The sequence below is a fragment of the Ferrimicrobium acidiphilum DSM 19497 genome (assembly GCF_000949255.1).
Lineage (GTDB): Bacteria > Actinomycetota > Acidimicrobiia > Acidimicrobiales > Acidimicrobiaceae > Ferrimicrobium > Ferrimicrobium acidiphilum.
Window position 1 is genome coordinate 39843 of the sequence record NZ_JXUW01000007.1, and the last position, 16138, is coordinate 55980.

Consider the following 16138-nt stretch of genomic DNA (forward strand, 5'->3'; position numbering starts at 1 on the left):
ACCGCGATGATACCCCAGGTACACGTAGCCGGCAGAACCGCCTAGGTGGACTTCGGTGATGTCTGGGTGATTGTCAGTGGCGAGAAGATCAGAGCCAACACACTTGGTACGCGTGCATCCCCCAAGGTCTTTTGGAGGTCCAATTGCTTCGGATACAGGTGGTTGTCAGACATCCTATAAGAAGGCAGTACAGTGCTGACGGCTCCATCCAGCACCAGTTCACTCGTTAATGGATTAAGGCAGACAATAGAACAGTTGCGTTACCCTCTCTCCATGGCGGCTGTGCGCATCAGAGACCTCGAGCCTGACCGGCAACGCGCCTCACCTCAGTGGGTACTCCTGACCGTACTCTTCCTTGGGGCGGGAGCCGAAGATACGCCGCTCCGCTTCGTCTATCCGAACGTCGTTAATGCTCGCCTCACGACGGCGCATCAACCCGTGCTCATCGAACTCCCATAGCTCATTCCCATAGCTGCGCCACCACTGTCCGTTTGAATCGTGACTCTCGTACTGGAATCTGACGGCAATCCGGTTTTCGTCGAAGCTCCACAGGTTCTTCCGCAAGGCATAGTCCAGTTCGCGCTCCCATTTCCACGTTAAGAACTCTATGATCTCGGCTCTTCCCGTGACAAAAATGTCCCGATTACGCCATACCGAGTCCTCCGTATAGGCGAGCGCCACCTTCTGTGGATCGCGGGTATTCCATGCGTCCTCGGCGTTCTGCACCTTTTGCAACGCCGTCTCGCGGGTAAATGGCGGTAGCGGCGGCCGCTCCTCAGTCATCTTGATCTCCCCCTCCTAAGCCAAAACATAGACTAGTTAGTTTCTCGAACTTATTGGTGTTGCTGAAGTTATCGATCTGATACATCTCGTCGTAGACGCGACGTGAAGTATAGACACGGCCCGAAGATGTTATAAGCACCCCGTCCCGTACAGCAGCCTTCAACGTATTGATGATGTGATCAGTATCGAGTATCTGGACATCTGGAATTCCGAACATCGTAGGCATGGCGAGAGAGTTGGAGGTCGCAACGAATTCATTCTGATGTCCTTAAGCACTTGGACGACGCCTCACTCCGAACTCCTCGACAACGCTGGTAGTAGGCTTCCGCTGCCGTTCACCTGATTGTGTGAGCTACGCCATTGGCTAGCTTACCAAAAGCGATATCTCTGGTGGGGTCAGGCTGTGGGATGACCTGGTTTGGAGTCTGCGTCTCGTGTATCGGTTCCTGCCGAAGCCTCTGGGTTGTCACTGAAGGGAGGGAGGTAGGGGAGGATGAACGTTGGAGGTAGCGAGCCGATTATTTGAGGGAGCTGCTTGGCGCCGGCTGCTTAGGCGCTAAAGTTGCACCTCGTAGCAACACCTCCATTCTTAACGTCTTTTGCGGCTGGACGTTCGCTATCGCACTCGAGTAGATACTTACTTTCTACAGAGTTAAGCCGACCAGTATGGCTCCGATTCAATTCTCTATTATTACCCTTCGGGCTCATGAATAGATAGTCTCATAGACTGCGTATTCCTGCGAAATCTGCCACCTGTTCTCGCTGAAACTTGCCACCCATTCTCGCTGAAGTTTGCCACCCCCTAGAGGGTGCGAGAAGGACTGTTTGAAGTGTATATCTGATGGGTCGAGAATTGGCTCCTTTCGATTGATTTATGTGCACCCCAAAGATCGGAGCTCTACTCCTCTTGGATGGTTGTATCCTCAGTTGATAAAATCGTTGAGCCGGCTAGCGAGACGCTGTGCACCATCTCTGGTCTGACCGATGACAACGATCAGTTCGTCGTTGTCGCGACGTAGCTTGACCATCCACGACCGGTCCTCGCTTCGATTTCTTGTACTAGCGGAACCGAAGTGCACCTCTGCTGTGACCGGTCCTCTCCTTCGTTGTCGATGAGCAGCTACACGACAGGCGGCCGAGCAGTACCGTGCCGGTCTTCTTCTCGGTTGTTGGCCCAGAATCTGGGCGCATCCCGGCCCCTCCTAGCGGTGAGAACTACGCGTTCGCGATCGTCGGTGTTGGCTGTGGACGGCCTTTCACGTCTAACAGCTGCGCCGGCACCGAGGTGGCTGCAGCTACCGGCGACTCAAACATAACCAACGTTGCGTTGTACTTCAACACTGGCTACACCGATGGCTACGGCCGCAACATCAACTCCGCCTGCGCGAACGACGGCATTGGCGACCCCTACACCGTCTTCAATGGAATCAAGGGTGTGCACGCCCTCTCCACTGCCCAAAGGGCGTGGGAGATAGGCTGTTCCGAAGCCCTCTACGCCAAAACCAAACCCCCGGCGGTTACACCGACGATGTGGTGGGCTTACGTCGAGACGGGCAACAGCTGGTCCACCAACACTTCCGTCAACGACTTCGCCATCGACGCTCTCAGCTACGCGATGCAAGCGGGTGTCGCTCTCCGCAGTTTTTACTCCTACACTTCCGCTTGGAACAAGGTCGCTGGGAAAGGCTCTACTCCGACGCCAGCGGAGAGCGGGAGCTGGGTCGCCTTCGCTGGTAACACCCTCAACGGGGTGAGCAATTTCGTGGTGTAGAACGGTACGTCGGACGGGGCCGCCACGACCCCGGTTCCTGACCGTAGCGGCCGGCGACGGCCTTAAAGACGACGCCGAGATAGCAGCGAAGCTCGCCGCCGGAGGACAGTTTCGGCCTAATTAGTGTCGTGATCGGAGCGACGAAGGGACCGCCAGCCCTGCAGTCCAACCGACAGGCCCAGTCGAAACAACCGGGGGCGAGTCTCTTCGCGGCGATGCCAATGCGCGTGAGCCGGTAGTAAACGCCGGTAGCGGTCTACGCCATTGACGCCCGCCCGTCATCATGGTAAACTGTCGTGTCGCCAAGGGGTTAGCGAAGGGGGGTCCCGCCACAATGGGAACCAGGATATCTGGATGGCTGAAAGCCACAGTGGCTTCGGTGGCCCTCGTGGCCGGGATCGCGTCTGGGGGCCAAGGCTCCTTGACGGCGGCATCGAGTTCCGCGGCAACGCCGGGAGACCATGCACCCGCGTGCGGTACGCCTGCTGCGGGCCACGCCCGCTGCGGGGCCATCGAATTACTGAACCCCTCGCAGAACTGGCATCCCGGCCCGAACGCAGCGGCCCCTTCCAAAAAGCCCGGCAGCGGATCTACAACGACAGCGCCCTCCGGCTACTATCCCGCCGACCTGCAAAGCGCCTACAACCTGGCCGGCGCTCTCAGCTCCATGACCAAACCCGGCGGGGCCACTATCGCTGTCGTCGACGCCTACAACGACCCCTACGCCGCCACGGACCTCGCAGCCTACCGCTCGACGATGAACGCTGCCACAGACCCGAGAACCAACCTGACCGGCACCAAGATACCGCCACTGTGCAGCAGCACGACCTCGCCCGGCTGCGTGACGTTCAAAAAGGTGAACCAGTCCGGCGGCACCAGCTACCCGAAGGGTAACACCGGCTGGGGGGAGGAGATCTCGCTGGATCTCGACATGATCTCGGCTATATGCCCGAACTGCAACATCACGCTCGTCGAAGCGTCGTCGAGTAGCTTCTCCAACCTCAACGCTGCAGTCGCCTACGCTAAGAGCCTCCACCCTGCCGCAGTGACCAACAGCTACGGCGGCAGCGAGTTCAGCTCCGAAACCTCCTACAACGCCAACTACTCATACTCCCCCTCATCGTCGGGCGGCGCGACGGCGGTAACGGCCGCTACCGGTGACAGCGGCTACGGCGTGGAGTTCCCCGCCGCCGCCCCCAACCTGACCGCAGTCGGCGGCACCAGTCTCACCTACACCGGCACCGGCGCCACCCTTGCGTGGAACCCCCAGACCGTCTGGTCCGGGGCGGGCGCGGGCTGCTCCGCCTACGAGACCATGCCCAGCTGGCAGGACACGTCCGCATTCGACGTGTCCAGCGTGTGCGCTAGCCGCCAGGTAGGAGACGTGTCCGCAGTCGCGGATCCCAACACCGGGGTCGCTGTCTACGACACCTACAGCGAGCCCGGTTGGATGGTCTTCGGAGGCACCAGCGCATCTACGCAGATCATCGGCGCCATGTACGGCCTCGCCGCAGGAGCGGGCGTCGAGCAGCCCTCCCCCGCAGGCCTCTACCAGGGGACCGGCGTGGTGGCGGTGACCTCCGGCAGCGATGGCAGCTGCGGCACTTACCTGTGCCAGGCCGGCACCGGACGGCTGTCCAGCGGATATGCCGGCCCAGTCGGCGTCGGCGTCCCCGACGGAATCGGCGCCTTCTCGGCTGCCACCGCCGGCTCGCTCAGCTTCAGCCCCTCCTCCGAGACGGCCACCGCCGGCCAACCGACAGGGTCACTGAAGGTCAACCTGTCCGCACCTGCGCCCTCCGGCGGGGTCACCGTCAACCTTGCCACCAGCTCCTCTGGCGGCAGCTTCTCCACCTCCTCGACCGGTGGGTTCAACCACACCCTCTCGCTAACTGTGGCAGGAGGCGCCACGGCTACAGGGACCTTCTATTACGAGGACACGGTCGCCGGCACCTCGACCGTGACTGCCTCGGCCCCCGGTTGGACGACAGGCAACCTCTCGGTGACCGTCGACCCCGGCCCTCTCGCCTCGATCACGGTGAGCCCATCATCGGCCACCGTGGCTGAAGGCGCCACCCAGACCTTCACCGCCACAGGGGCGGACTCCTACGGCAACCCGGTCGTCGTCGACCCGTCCTGGACCACCACCGTCTCCGGTGGCGCTGTCAGCCCGTCGAGCGGCAGTTCAACGACCTTCACCGCCGGCTCGACCTCAGGCGCTGGCGCCGTCACCGCCACACAGAACGGCGTCAGCGGTTCGGCGTCGGTCACCGTCAGCTCCCTCGCCGCCATGACCGTCACCGTCACCAACGGGTTGACGGTCCGCAAGGGCCCCAATTACCGCACTCCCGTCACCGTGACGGCCGCCGATGCCACGACGTTGGCTCCCCTCAGCGGGGCCAACGTGGCGCTCGACGTCTTCTCGGGGTCCTGCTCGACAGGCACTCTCGTCAGTTCGGGCAGCGGAACCACCGGGAGCAACGGGCAGGTGACCTTCACCTTCACGACCAAGAGCCAGGGAACTTACTGCGCCGTCGCCACCGCCACCTACAGCGGCTACAGCACCGGCACCAGCCAAGACTCCTTCACCAACTGAACCGCCCGGACACCCCGACCAACATCAAACGGCGCGCTACACCGAAGTAACCGCTAGCCAACCGAATACCACCCGGCCTACTCGGCGTCTCGCGCCCGGCTGGAAGGCGCCGCCGACTACCCCTCGCCCAAACGCCACGAAAGCACAAGAAGTTCCAAACTTCGACGCTAGAACGGCAGCGGCGTGTTGAGGGCATCTATGGAGTGGCGCGTCACTTTGAGCTGGCACCGCGTCGCTTGGCAGACCTGCTGTAGTTGGTTGGTATCCAATAGGCGGTGTGGCTCAGAGATTCGACGTGGACCTCATCGACGATGACGACGTCTTCGAAACAGGTGCGCGGCCAGCACACTTGTTTGGGCATCCCCATCTTGGCGTGGATGACATCTACGACGTGTGGGCCGCAAATCGCTGTTGTGCCTGGCGGATCCTACCAACGCACTGGCTCATGCGGGTGGACGGTCCCTTGAGTGTGCTCCACTTCCTTTGTGGGGCGACCTCCGTCATGCTATCCATCTCAGCCCCCCTAGCCCGCCGAAGGATTTCGCCCCTGACCAGTCTGCGTCCTTACACTGGTCCACTCCCGCATTGTCGTGACCGCTCCTTGCGAACCGAGATCTCGCGTCCAAGGTGGTTGCGCACATGATCGGCGAGGATCTCAAGGCCTTGGTCTCGCAAACTGGGAGCAGCCTCAAGGGATCGCCCTGGCCAGTGGTGGCCGTGAGATTACTGTTATGGCAGGAATGCTCAGTCTGAAATTTGTACAAGTTCATGTTATAATACAGCCATGGCAGAGATGGTAGTCCCTACTAGTGAGGTCAGAGCAGCTCTCGGACAGATCACCAAGCGCTTCGACGCCGGTGACTCCGAACCGGTATTCTTCGGGTCGCATCGCCGGGTCCAGGCAGTGCTTGTCCCCATCGCAACATGGGAGAAGCTGCTCGCCCATGCCGAGGACGAGTTGGACCTTGGTATAGCAAGACGCCGCCTTAGCGATCGTGGCGAGTGGCTCAGCGAAGAAGAACTCGATGCCGCAGTTACCCGTGCGATAGAGAAGGCTTCTGGGCAAGCGCCGGCTTGAAGCAACGGGTGCAACCAGCTCGCTATCGGGTTCTTGCCCACCCAGCAATAGCAGACGATCTTGCCATGCTTGCTGGCTACGGACCGCAGGCGGTGATCGCCGCTCGCAAAGTGCTCGATGATCTCGCGTATGCAAGGGTAACCGGCAAGCTCCTTGGATCCCGGTATGTCACCGGCGACTTGACCGGCTACGCCAGCGTTAAGTTCGACGTCCCCGGCAGCCCTACCCGTCGCTTCAGGCTCGTCTACGGCGACATCGACAACGAGACCCGTGGTGTACTCGCTATTGGAGTCCGTGACGAACACGCTATCTACCGACTTGCGCTAGAGCGTCTGCAAACTAGCAATGAGAGTTCCACAGCCGACGAGTTCTGATCTAGTCGTAGCGAGCCCACCGTTGCGCGGCACAACATGCCTATCAGTGGTGGGTACCTAACCGCGAGGTGTCGGTCCGTTGCTGGCAACAGCTGCCTACCATAAACTAGCGCTGCGCTGGGTATTGTCTCAATTGGCCGCAGGACATCCTATTCAGGGGCTTCTGCGGCGTTCGGGTTACGACACGTGCGAGTAGAGCTCAACCGCACCCATCCTGGGACACCCGAGCTCATCGAGCACTTTGTCGGGCTCCTTGTGAACGAACATGCACAGGTTGGCGCTGGAGTTCCTCACCAAATGGGACACACCACTCTGCTTGCCTCTGCCGCTTGTAGCGTATCGATTTGTTCGGCCGCCAATCTGCGATAGATACTCAAATGTCGACGAGTCTTCTCTTTCCTAGTTTTCTGATCTTCTATTTGAGTTGGGAATGAATCCCCTTGTGCTCTCGTGGAGAGTGTCACACTTTAATTCGTGACATTTTTAGAAATCAACTCTCGGAGTCATTGGAGTAATATGGCCTCTGAGCTGGGATAATAAGCGCGCTCGGAGAGATTCGAACTCCCAACCTTCTGATCCGAAGTTGGCCCTTGAGCCCTTAAATAAAGGTCATGAGTTTGCATCAGCGCAGCTCAGAGCAGGTATTGTGTTCAGCAGTTGTCGGGAACACTCATGGTTGTTCAAGATTCCGTGACATTTTCTGTGACACAAATTGGTAGCCATGTCAGGCGTAGCAAAGCTCTCACCCGCATCCGGAGTGGACAACACCTCTTGGTCTCCAGCAGCAAGATTGCCCGGCATAAGTCTAGCGCCCACCATAACTGGTCGCTTCTGAAGTCGGATCGGTTTTCACTTCAAAACACGCTTCCCGTGTCTATTATGGTCTGTCCTCTCACATGAGAGGTGGATCTCATAGGGTTCACCACTCCAGGTGCAAGCGCTCGCGTATGCTCATAGGTCGTTTGCAGACTGAGAGTACGACAAATAAGGATGATCGTTCATCCCCACCCTCAATGGACGATGTTTGCGCTCTCGCTCGATCATATGAATGAGGTAGGCGACAAGCGGCCTGCGAAAGTGGGAGGTAGTCCAGCGAGGGGACGTAGTAGGGGCTGGAGTCCCGAAGGATCTCAGCCCCTATCGCTCAGGTAACTATGGGTTGTATTACGACCGCAGTAGACCGTGGGGATCGAGGACGAACTTCTTGGCTACCCCCTTGTCAAAGTCGCTGTAGCCTTCAGGGGCTTTATCAAGGGGAAGTACGGTTGCATTCACTGCCTTTGCAATTTGGCATTTGTCGTGCAGGATAGCCATCATGAGTTCGCGATTGTAGCTCATCACTGGGCACTGCCCGGTAGTGAAGGAGTGCGATTTCGCCCAACCCAATCCAAGTCGTACCTTGAGCGAACCGATCTTCGCCTCTTCGTCGATGCCGCCTGGATCACCAGTTACGTAAAGTCCTGGGATACCGAGCGATGCTCCTGCTCGCGCTACCGTCATGATGTCATTTAGGACGGTAGCCGGGGCTTCACCTGCTCCGGCGCCGTGCCCCTTGGCTTCGAAGCCCACGCAGTCTACTGCCGCATCGACCTCCGGTTCACCAACTAGCTCAGCTATCATGTCCGAGAGTGGCACGTCGTTCCGAAGATCTACAGTTTCACAACCAAAGCTCCTAGCCTGGGCAAGACGGTCAGGGTTCATATCTCCGACGATCACGACAGCCGCCCCGAGCAATTGCGACGCATGCGCCGAGGCGAGTCCAACTGGTCCGGCGCCAGCGATATAGACAACCGAGCCAGTGCCGACACCGGCCTGTACGGCTCCGTGATAACCGGTTGGGAAGATATCGGACAACATCGTCAGATCGAGGATCTTCTCCATAGCTTGAGCCTTGTCCGGAAATCTGAGCAGGTTGAAATCGGCATAGGGTACCATGACATACTCGGCCTGACCACCGACCCAGCCTCCCATATCTACATAACCATAAGCAGATCCGGGTCGATCAGGGTTCACATTTTCGCAGATTCCAGTCTTGCGTTCTTTACAGTTACGGCACCTTCCACATGCGATGTTGAACGGAACGGAGACGAGGTCACCTACCTTGATGAACTCTACATCAGGTCCGGCCTCGACTACCTCACCAGTGATCTCGTGTCCGAGCACCAAGTTTGGGGGAGCCGTCGTGCGCCCACGAACCATGTGCTGGTCGCTTCCGCAAATGTTGGTAGACACTACCTTCAATATGACCCCGTGAGGACACTTGCGGCCGACGTTTACAGGATTAACCCCAGGGCCATCCTGTAGTTCCAACTTCGGATAGTCGATCGTCTGGATCTCTACTTTGCCCGGAGCTATATAAGCTACTGCCTTATTGCCTGCCATGTTATTTCCTCCTAGTCGTAGTTGCCTTGATAGAATTCCGATCCCGTCTCACAACGGTGATCACAGCACGGGTAGCAAGCAAGGCTCCTCACTGCCCGACTTCTTTAACTCGCCTCTGACGAGACTCCGCGCGCTTTGATGGCAATCCACGGATATATGCCAGCGACGGCGGCAGCACCAACCAGCTGAGCGACGATATAGACGAGCAATACGTTCCAATGGAACGCCAGACCGAGGGCTGCGTCAGCAATCATAGGTCCAGCGGTTCGTGCGGGGTTGATGCCCGCACCGGAGACATTGCCGAGCAGAATGATGAGTCCGGCAATGTTGAGCGCGATGATCAGGCCGGCCCACCCGGTGGGTGCCTTTTTATTGATAGCTAATCCATAGACGCCGAGCACCAATGCGAACGTGCCAATCATCTCCGCTACACCGGCGCGCCACAGTGGCACGCCTGGAAATGGGCCTGGCGCACCGAGCCCACCGATCGCCCATGCTTGGTGGCCGTAGACTAGGGCGATAGCGAAGGCTCCGAGGGTACCGCCGATCAGCTGAGCTACCCAATATGCCACTGCTTCACGGAGGGAGATATGCCGACGTAGGAGCAGCGCGAATGTTACTGCCGGATTGATGTGTGCCCCGCTCACGTGGCCAAACACGTATATCATTGTCATGATCGCAAAAGCAAAAGCCAATCCGATGGCTAGCCAATCACCCATACCGCCGAGTGCACCGATACCGATATCGTTAGGGTTGCCAAACGTAGGCGCTTTGTGCCCAAGGATAAGCGTCACGGCTGCAGTTCCCGCTCCAACGAAGACCAGGAAGAAGATCCCCAGCGCCTCAGCTGCGGCCTTCTGAGGTAATGACCATCGTTCCTCTTCCACACGCCCCCCATTCATTAGATGCCGTTGATCGGTCGCGGACTGTCTTTGCTCTCGACTCAGTCGTTTGAGCGGCAAAGACAACTCTACGCTTGAGGCACGGATGTTTAGAGAGGAGAATGGCCAGTTCTCGGTACCTATTGGTTAGTCATTCACTAGCCAATAGATACCGAAGAAAAGCTACGCAGCTCCTATGGACTGTGGAGGCTTGAGCAACCAAGTGTCAAGACACCTGGCATCCCCGAGGAGACACTGAGACACTGCCTAGACTTGGTTGACTCCAACGTTTCGGTCTTACTTAGACGTTCCATCTCGGTCAATTAACTGGTATCATTAGGCTCTGATCTCTGCAAGTGTGCTCAGTAGGCAATCACTAACAGCAACCCTTTCAGTCCGAAATGAGCCCTCAGTCCGAAATGAGCCCTAACCTGGTCGCGACAAAGACCATTTCCGCACGGTGGGTGACCCCAAGGTTGTGGTTAATCCGTCGAAGGTGATACTTCACTGTGCTCTCGCTGAGGAAGCATTGTTTGGCGATTTCGACATTTGTGAGGCCTTGTGCGACTAGGCGCACGATCTCAGTCTCTCGTTCTGACAGGGATGCCGTGCCGTCTTCTGCTCCAGAGCCGACAGACCCTACTAGCAAACTGACTGCTTGGTTGTCGAAGCCCACTTCACCTGCATGGACCGCCCGCACAATCTTGAGAAGATCCTCAGCGTCTACTTCTTTCTGAACATATCCGCTGGCACCGAGCTTGATCGCTTCAAGAAGCAATTGCCGATTAAGGAATGCGGTGAAGATGATGACGCGGGCTGTGGAGTTAGCCGCCACTATCTCACGACAGACCTTGAACCCCTCATCCGGTTTTGAGGCTCCGAGCTTAAGATCCAAGAGGACGATGTCGGGATTGACATCTGCCACGACCGCAAGGGCCTCTGTAGGATTGCTCGCCTGTCCGGCCACCATGATGTCCGGTTCGAGTTCCAGTACCGCCTGTAGTCCGTGACGAACGATGGCATGGTCATCGATCATGACGACTCGTATGGGGTCGAGGGGGGCTAACATAGCGGTGGCTCCTCGGATGTGTGCCTTCGAACTGACGCCACGAGGGTCAGGCGAATACCGCCTCCGTGCCTTGGAGCTACTTCGAGATGGCCGCCAAGTTCGGCTACCCGTTGGCGCATGCCGCTGATTCCACTTGATATATGGTCGCTGTTTAGCAGAAGTTCCTGAAGCGTGGCGAGGTCAGAACTGCTGTCATCTGCTACAGAGATGCGCAGCGTCCGCGTGGATGCCCAAAGGGACACCCAAATGTGTTTCGCGTTGCCGTGGCGCATTGCGTTGAAGATCGCCTCTTGAACGAAGTGAAATGCGGTATGTTCCTCGGTCGGTAGTAGTAGTGCGAGTGCCCCGTGTTGACGTACCGTTAGCTGGATCTGAGACTGAAGCATCTGAGCCAGGTTTTGGAGGGCGGCGAACAGGCCACCGTTTTCTCCCGTCATACACGAGAGTTCAAAAATGGTGGTCCGTACTCGTGCAAGTGCGCTGCGACTGAGTTCGTGAGTAGATGTGAGCCGTTCGAAAAGAGCTCCTTTTGGGTCCACTGTGCGTCGACACCATTCGAGATTCATCCCGATACTTATCAAGTGCTGAACGACGCTATCGTGAAGTTCGGTAGCGATTCGAGTGCGTTCGGATGCGATAAGGTGGTGCTGTCGTTCTTGCAGAAGTTCAAGACGAGTCGTTTGGAGCTGCTTAGACTTTTCGCTGGCATCCTTCCTCTCGCGGGCTGCCTCTTTGCGAAGAAACTCGCTCTCACGATAGAATGCGACATTGCGTACCGATACTACGATCTGCTGCGCTAAGATCTGCAGGATAGCGATGTCGGCCCGGTCGACGAGAGATGGTCGTCGGAGTAGGACGACTAAGACTCCCAGCTCGGTATCCTCAGCCAAGAGGGGCACGGCAAGGCCAACACAGAGCAGGCTGGTTATTGCATCCTGGATCAGGGCGACTCGTTTGGAGTTCTCGGTTAGCTGCACGGGGGTGCGTGAGCGTACGGCAGCCGAGGCGAGGCGGTCAGCAAGTGGTGGCAAGGGGTCGTCCCCGATGACTTCGATGCCTTCGACTAGTGCTATGGTCTCAAACGGTGTACTGTCTCCGTGAGGTGCACCAGGAATTATCGCAACAAAATTGGCATCAAAGTGGCGTGAAGCAGCGAGCAGGACCGCTCCATCAAGATCGCGGGCGCCTTCGGCGGTAGCGCAGAATGCGGTAGAAATCTCCCGAAGTGCGGTGATTGAACGCTCTAAGTCAGCTTCGGTGCGTCGCCATGCCGCATAAAAGTTCGACTTGCTTGAGTGCACTCCGGTGAGGTGCTCAAGCCACTCGTCACCCTCTCGGTCGGGAGGGCCTGGCAACTGATCATTAGTAGGTGACTCAGAGCGCTGCGACACAGATCTCACAGACATCCTCAGCCGTCAGTGCTCGCGGATTGGTGGTTATGTAGGCATCGTGGAGTGCGTTTTCGGCGAACCTTGGTATATGTTCTCTCCTCACTCCGATCGAGCTGAGGTTGCTTGGTATCCCTACCTCAGCCGCTATATGCTGCACCCGGTCGGCAAGAAGTTCGACAGTACACCGTGGATTGGATAGGTCCGCCGTGATGCCAAGTGCTTCGGCTATATCCAAATAACGGTACGGGTGAGTCGCGCCATTAAACCTAATAACGTGTGGTAGCAGTATTGCATTCAACATTCCGTGATGCAGATCTAGAAAACCTCCGATTTGGTGAGAGATGGCGTGTGTGGCACCTAAGAGGGCATTGGAAAAGGCGAGGCCCGCCTGCAAGCTCGCACGGGCGACTCCCTCTCGAGCGGCAAGATCGTTAGGGTTCTCAAGCGACACAAACAGGTGCTTGGAGATGCTCTGGACTGCCGAGAGGGCATGAGCATCCCCCAAAAAGTTGGCTCCTTTCGACACATAGGCCTCTATCGCGTGGGCAAGGGCGTCAATGGCTGTGTACGCGCTGATGTCCTGAGGCATCGTGGTCAGTAGATACGGGTCTGTGATAGAGATGTCGGGGACAAGGACCCGGCCGCCTATGGTTACCTTCAGTCGTCGAGTGGTATCGGTTACGACACAGAACTGTGAAACATCTGCGCCTGTTCCTCCGGTTGTTGGCACCATTACCATCGGTGGAACCGGAGATGTGATTCGATCCACGCCCTCGTAGTCAAGAATACCGCCCTCGTTGGTGCTAAGTACTGCAATTGCCTTTGCGGCGTCGATAGGACTGCCGCCGCCGATGGCGACAACGGAGTCGCAGGCGGTTTCGCGGAAACGTTCCAGACCGCGAGCGACATCGGTATCCTTCGTATTTGAGCTCACCCCGTCCCATACGGTGGCCTCGACGCCGGATTCGCCGATGTGTACGAGAGCGCGTTCTACCCATCCGGCAGCGCAGACGCCCGGGTCAGTCACCAGTAGGGGATGTGTCGCCCCAGTACGCCGTAGCGCATCCCCAACCTCGGCAAGCGATCCGACACCGAAGATAATCTCAGGCACCAAGTATTTGAGCATGCGATGTCTCGGATATGTCGTTATCTTCTTACCCGTTAGCAGTTCGTCGATATCCTTTTGACCTGGCATCACTGCAATCGTTCGTGCCACGACTTCCCCTTTTCGCGTCCCGGTAAGAACTGATGATAGCAGATCAGATTGGTCAAGCGTTATCAGATGACTTCGGTATAAAAGACATCGCGGTTGCAGTCGGCGACGAGCTGGCGTCGATCCCCGAGGGCCTCAGCAAAGAATGCGGCTAAGTTTTCTTGGGTATAAGAGGCGCCGCGCTTGTTGGCACCTTTCCCGATGGTGGCACAGTCGCCGGAGACGAAGGCAAGATCGTTGGCCCGACGGACGAAGTGGATGCTTCAGGATACAAAATTTTGGCCTGGGCGAGACCTTCGTTGTAGTTGCTATAGGCGTTCAGCAAAGGTACGGATAGCTCCCTTGATGGTGGCCCAGTAGACGGACGTGGCAACGGCGTGAGTGGCTTCCGCATCACCCAAATCCGGGTGGCCAGCCGAAGGTTCTTCGGAGCCGAAGTGGTAATCAGAGGCATCACGAATCTTACGTGCATCAGAGTGCCTCGCGGATACTGGCGGCAAGTTGGCTCTAGAGCTCTTAAATAAAGGTCATGAGTTTGCATCAGTGCAGCTCTGAGCTGGTATTGTGTTCAGCAGTTGTCGGGAACATTCAGGATTCCGTGACATTTTCTGTGACACGAATTGGTAGCCAAGTAGATCGCAGCAAGGCTCTCAACTACATCCGGACTGGACAACACCTGATGCTCTCCAGCAGCAAGATTGCCCGGCATGAGTCTAGCGCCCACCATAACTGGTCGCTTCTGAAGTCGGATCGGTTTTCACTTCAAAACACGCTTCCCGTGTCTATTATGGTCTGTCCTCCCACATGAGAGGTGGATCTCATAGGGTTCACCACTCCACCCCCTGTCGCCATACGATGGATATGCAGATCGCGGGTCACTCTCCCATGCAAAGAAAGTCGTCGCTGCTCTCAGAATGGTGACCGTCTGTTCGAGCTCGGCGTTCCTTCGCTTGAGTTCGCGGATCCAAGCGGCCTGCTCAGTGCGACGCCCTCTCTTGGTCGGTATCGACCCGACTTTGACGCACCCACTTACGGCGCGTCTCGGCGCTCATCCCGAGGAGAGCTGGGACCGTGGTGATCGCTGCCCATTCCGAAGAGTAGTCGCTCCGGTGATCGATTACCAGTCGAACCGCCTTCTCCTTTGTCTCCTTATCCCATCTCTTTGCCATGATGCCATCCTTATCGCTAAAGAAGGTGTGCACCAAATCCGGGTTGGCTCAAGGCGAGGTGTGTTACCTCGACTACGCGGGCATGAGCGTACCCATCTATGATCCAGTCACCAAAGCGGTAGCCTTCATGGCAGCCATCCTTGTCGCTACTCTTGCCTACTTTGGCTACAACTATGCCAAGGCTGAGCGGGCTCAATCCGAGGAGTGCTTTGTCAATGGGATCGTACGGGCCCTCACCTTCTTTGGGGGTGTGGTGGCCACCCTGTTGCCAGATAACTTGAGGGCAGAAGTCATCAGCCACACGCAAACGACTATCCGGCCCTCTCGGGCAATCATGGGAGTGGCTAGCTATTACCAACTCTTCGTAGATCCAACGCGGGTTCGCCGGCCCCGCGATAAGGCCAAAGTCGACTCTCGGCGATAAGAGTGTGAACAGTTGGTCGATAGTGATCTTGCTGAAGTCGCTGGTTGTCGAAAAATTCAGTGACCACTTCCCACGTGGCTCGGCTAGGACCGACCCAAAGGATCGGTCAAGCCTTCTACATGACTGAGGTTCTGTAGCTGCTCGATGCTCGGGGCAATCCGCCGCAGCGGCCACGGCGGCCAATTTTACGTATCTCCTTGACTTTCATCCAACAAAGCGTTAGACTTCCCCGTGTGCACAATATGGACGCGGCACCCACATTGCGGACAAGGCAGCCAGGGTCCGAGATTGCTGTGCTCGCGAAGATGGCGCAGCTCTTGGACGTGCTAGCAAGCCAGCCGACACTGACATCCGCGGAGTTGGGCAGCCGACTGGGTATGCCGCGAACCACGGTCCACCGCATCATCCAGACTTTGGTCGCCCAAGAGATGCTTACGCCAACACACGAGCCTGGCCCGCGTCTAATCCGCTGGTCCCAGAGAGCTCTACAGGTAGGGGGCCTTCGTAGCGCGAGCGGTCCGGTCTTGGACCGACTGGTAAAGACATTCGGAGAGACTACCAGCGTCTTCGTCCCCAGTGGAGCAACCCGAATCTGTATCGCACGGCGCAAGGGTACCGAGGCGGTGAGACACAACATAAACGTAGGAGACTCCGTCCCAATACACGTGGGATCTGCGGGCCGGATCCTCTTGACTTGGCTCGAGGATGAGGAGCGCGAAGCCTTGATCGAGAACTCGCATCGGCTATCTGGAGTAGCTATCGTTCAACCAATTCCAGACTGGACAGAGATACGTCGACAAGGCTGGACTGCGACCATTGGAGAGCGTGATCCCGTTCTTGCTTCAGTAAGCGTTCCTGTGTTCGGACCAGACATGAGGGTAATAGCGGCACTGTCTCTCTCTGGACCGCGACTGCGGTTTTCCGAGGATCGCATCGTAACTGCTGCAGAGGCTTTAAAACATGAGGCGGCACTAATCAGTGCCCAGATTGAGGTAGATCAATGATCG

Annotated in this window: 13 protein-coding genes and 1 pseudogene; 6 read left to right on the forward strand and 8 right to left on the reverse strand. The window is 57.5% G+C overall.

Translation table 11 applies throughout. The features are described from left to right. Window positions 1–321: 321 nt before the first annotated feature. A complete protein-coding gene (locus FEAC_RS05080; RefSeq protein WP_035388879.1) occupies window positions 322–783 on the reverse strand; it encodes a nuclear transport factor 2 family protein in 462 nt (153 codons plus the stop codon). Then, window positions 776–1009 (reverse strand): hypothetical protein, encoded by a 234-nt coding sequence (locus FEAC_RS05085; protein WP_035388878.1) that lies wholly within the window; start codon window positions 1007–1009, stop codon window positions 776–778. The genes FEAC_RS05080 and FEAC_RS05085 overlap by 8 nt, the downstream gene beginning before the upstream one ends. A 921-nt stretch (window positions 1010–1930) precedes the next feature. On the opposite strand from FEAC_RS05085, the gene FEAC_RS05090 reads away from it, so the two are divergent. From FEAC_RS05090 to FEAC_RS05105, 4 genes are all read left to right on the forward strand, one after another. Next, window positions 1931–2554: a hypothetical protein gene (locus FEAC_RS05090; RefSeq protein ID WP_035388877.1), complete on the forward strand. Its 624-nt coding sequence runs from the start codon at window positions 1931–1933 to the stop codon at window positions 2552–2554. Between the two features lie 334 nt (window positions 2555–2888). Next, the gene (locus FEAC_RS15105) at window positions 2889–5150 is read left to right on the forward strand and encodes a hypothetical protein (protein WP_160290334.1); all 2262 of its coding nucleotides are present in this window, start codon (window positions 2889–2891) and stop codon (window positions 5148–5150) included. 784 nt (window positions 5151–5934) lie between these two features. Beyond that, window positions 5935–6228 (forward strand): type II toxin-antitoxin system Phd/YefM family antitoxin, encoded by a 294-nt coding sequence (locus FEAC_RS05100; RefSeq protein WP_035388876.1) that lies wholly within the window; start codon window positions 5935–5937, stop codon window positions 6226–6228. Window positions 6229–6236: 8 nt separating this feature from the next. Further along, entirely contained in the window at window positions 6237–6602 is a 366-nt protein-coding gene (locus FEAC_RS05105; protein ID WP_035388875.1) for a hypothetical protein, read from the forward strand. 1164 nt (window positions 6603–7766) lie between these two features. Here FEAC_RS05105 and fdhA read toward each other — a convergent pair. The 6 genes and pseudogenes from fdhA to FEAC_RS14585 all read right to left on the reverse strand — a co-directional run. Next, window positions 7767–8984 carry a formaldehyde dehydrogenase, glutathione-independent gene (gene fdhA, locus FEAC_RS05115; protein ID WP_035388873.1) on the reverse strand — a complete coding sequence of 406 codons (1218 nt, stop codon included), beginning with the start codon at window positions 8982–8984 and terminating at the stop codon, window positions 7767–7769. A 104-nt stretch (window positions 8985–9088) separates the two neighbouring features. Then, window positions 9089–9871 carry an MIP/aquaporin family protein gene (locus FEAC_RS05120; RefSeq protein WP_201773849.1) on the reverse strand — a complete coding sequence of 261 codons (783 nt, stop codon included), beginning with the start codon at window positions 9869–9871 and terminating at the stop codon, window positions 9089–9091. A gap of 403 nt (window positions 9872–10274) precedes the next feature. Further along, the gene (locus tag FEAC_RS05125) at window positions 10275–10934 is read right to left on the reverse strand and encodes a response regulator (RefSeq protein WP_035388872.1); all 660 of its coding nucleotides are present in this window, start codon (window positions 10932–10934) and stop codon (window positions 10275–10277) included. Then, on the reverse strand, window positions 10928–12325 hold the full coding sequence (locus FEAC_RS05130) for a sensor histidine kinase (protein ID WP_035388871.1): 1398 nt from the start codon (window positions 12323–12325) through the stop codon (window positions 10928–10930). Before FEAC_RS05130 ends, FEAC_RS05125 begins: the two co-directional genes overlap by 7 nt. Further along, a complete protein-coding gene (locus FEAC_RS05135; protein WP_201773850.1) occupies window positions 12309–13541 on the reverse strand; it encodes an iron-containing alcohol dehydrogenase in 1233 nt (410 codons plus the stop codon). Before FEAC_RS05135 ends, FEAC_RS05130 begins: the two co-directional genes overlap by 17 nt. An 889-nt stretch (window positions 13542–14430) precedes the next feature. Then, window positions 14431–14707 (reverse strand): annotated as a pseudogene (locus FEAC_RS14585) (transposase); the annotation flags it as partial. A 25-nt stretch (window positions 14708–14732) separates the two neighbouring features. On the opposite strand from FEAC_RS14585, the gene FEAC_RS05150 reads away from it, so the two are divergent. Continuing rightward, window positions 14733–15131: a hypothetical protein gene (locus FEAC_RS05150; RefSeq protein WP_152623094.1), complete on the forward strand. Its 399-nt coding sequence runs from the start codon at window positions 14733–14735 to the stop codon at window positions 15129–15131. A 242-nt stretch (window positions 15132–15373) separates the two neighbouring features. Then, window positions 15374–16135, forward strand: coding sequence for an IclR family transcriptional regulator (locus FEAC_RS05155; RefSeq protein ID WP_052565667.1), 762 nt, complete (start codon window positions 15374–15376; stop codon window positions 16133–16135). The last annotated feature ends 3 nt before the right edge of the window (window positions 16136–16138 follow it).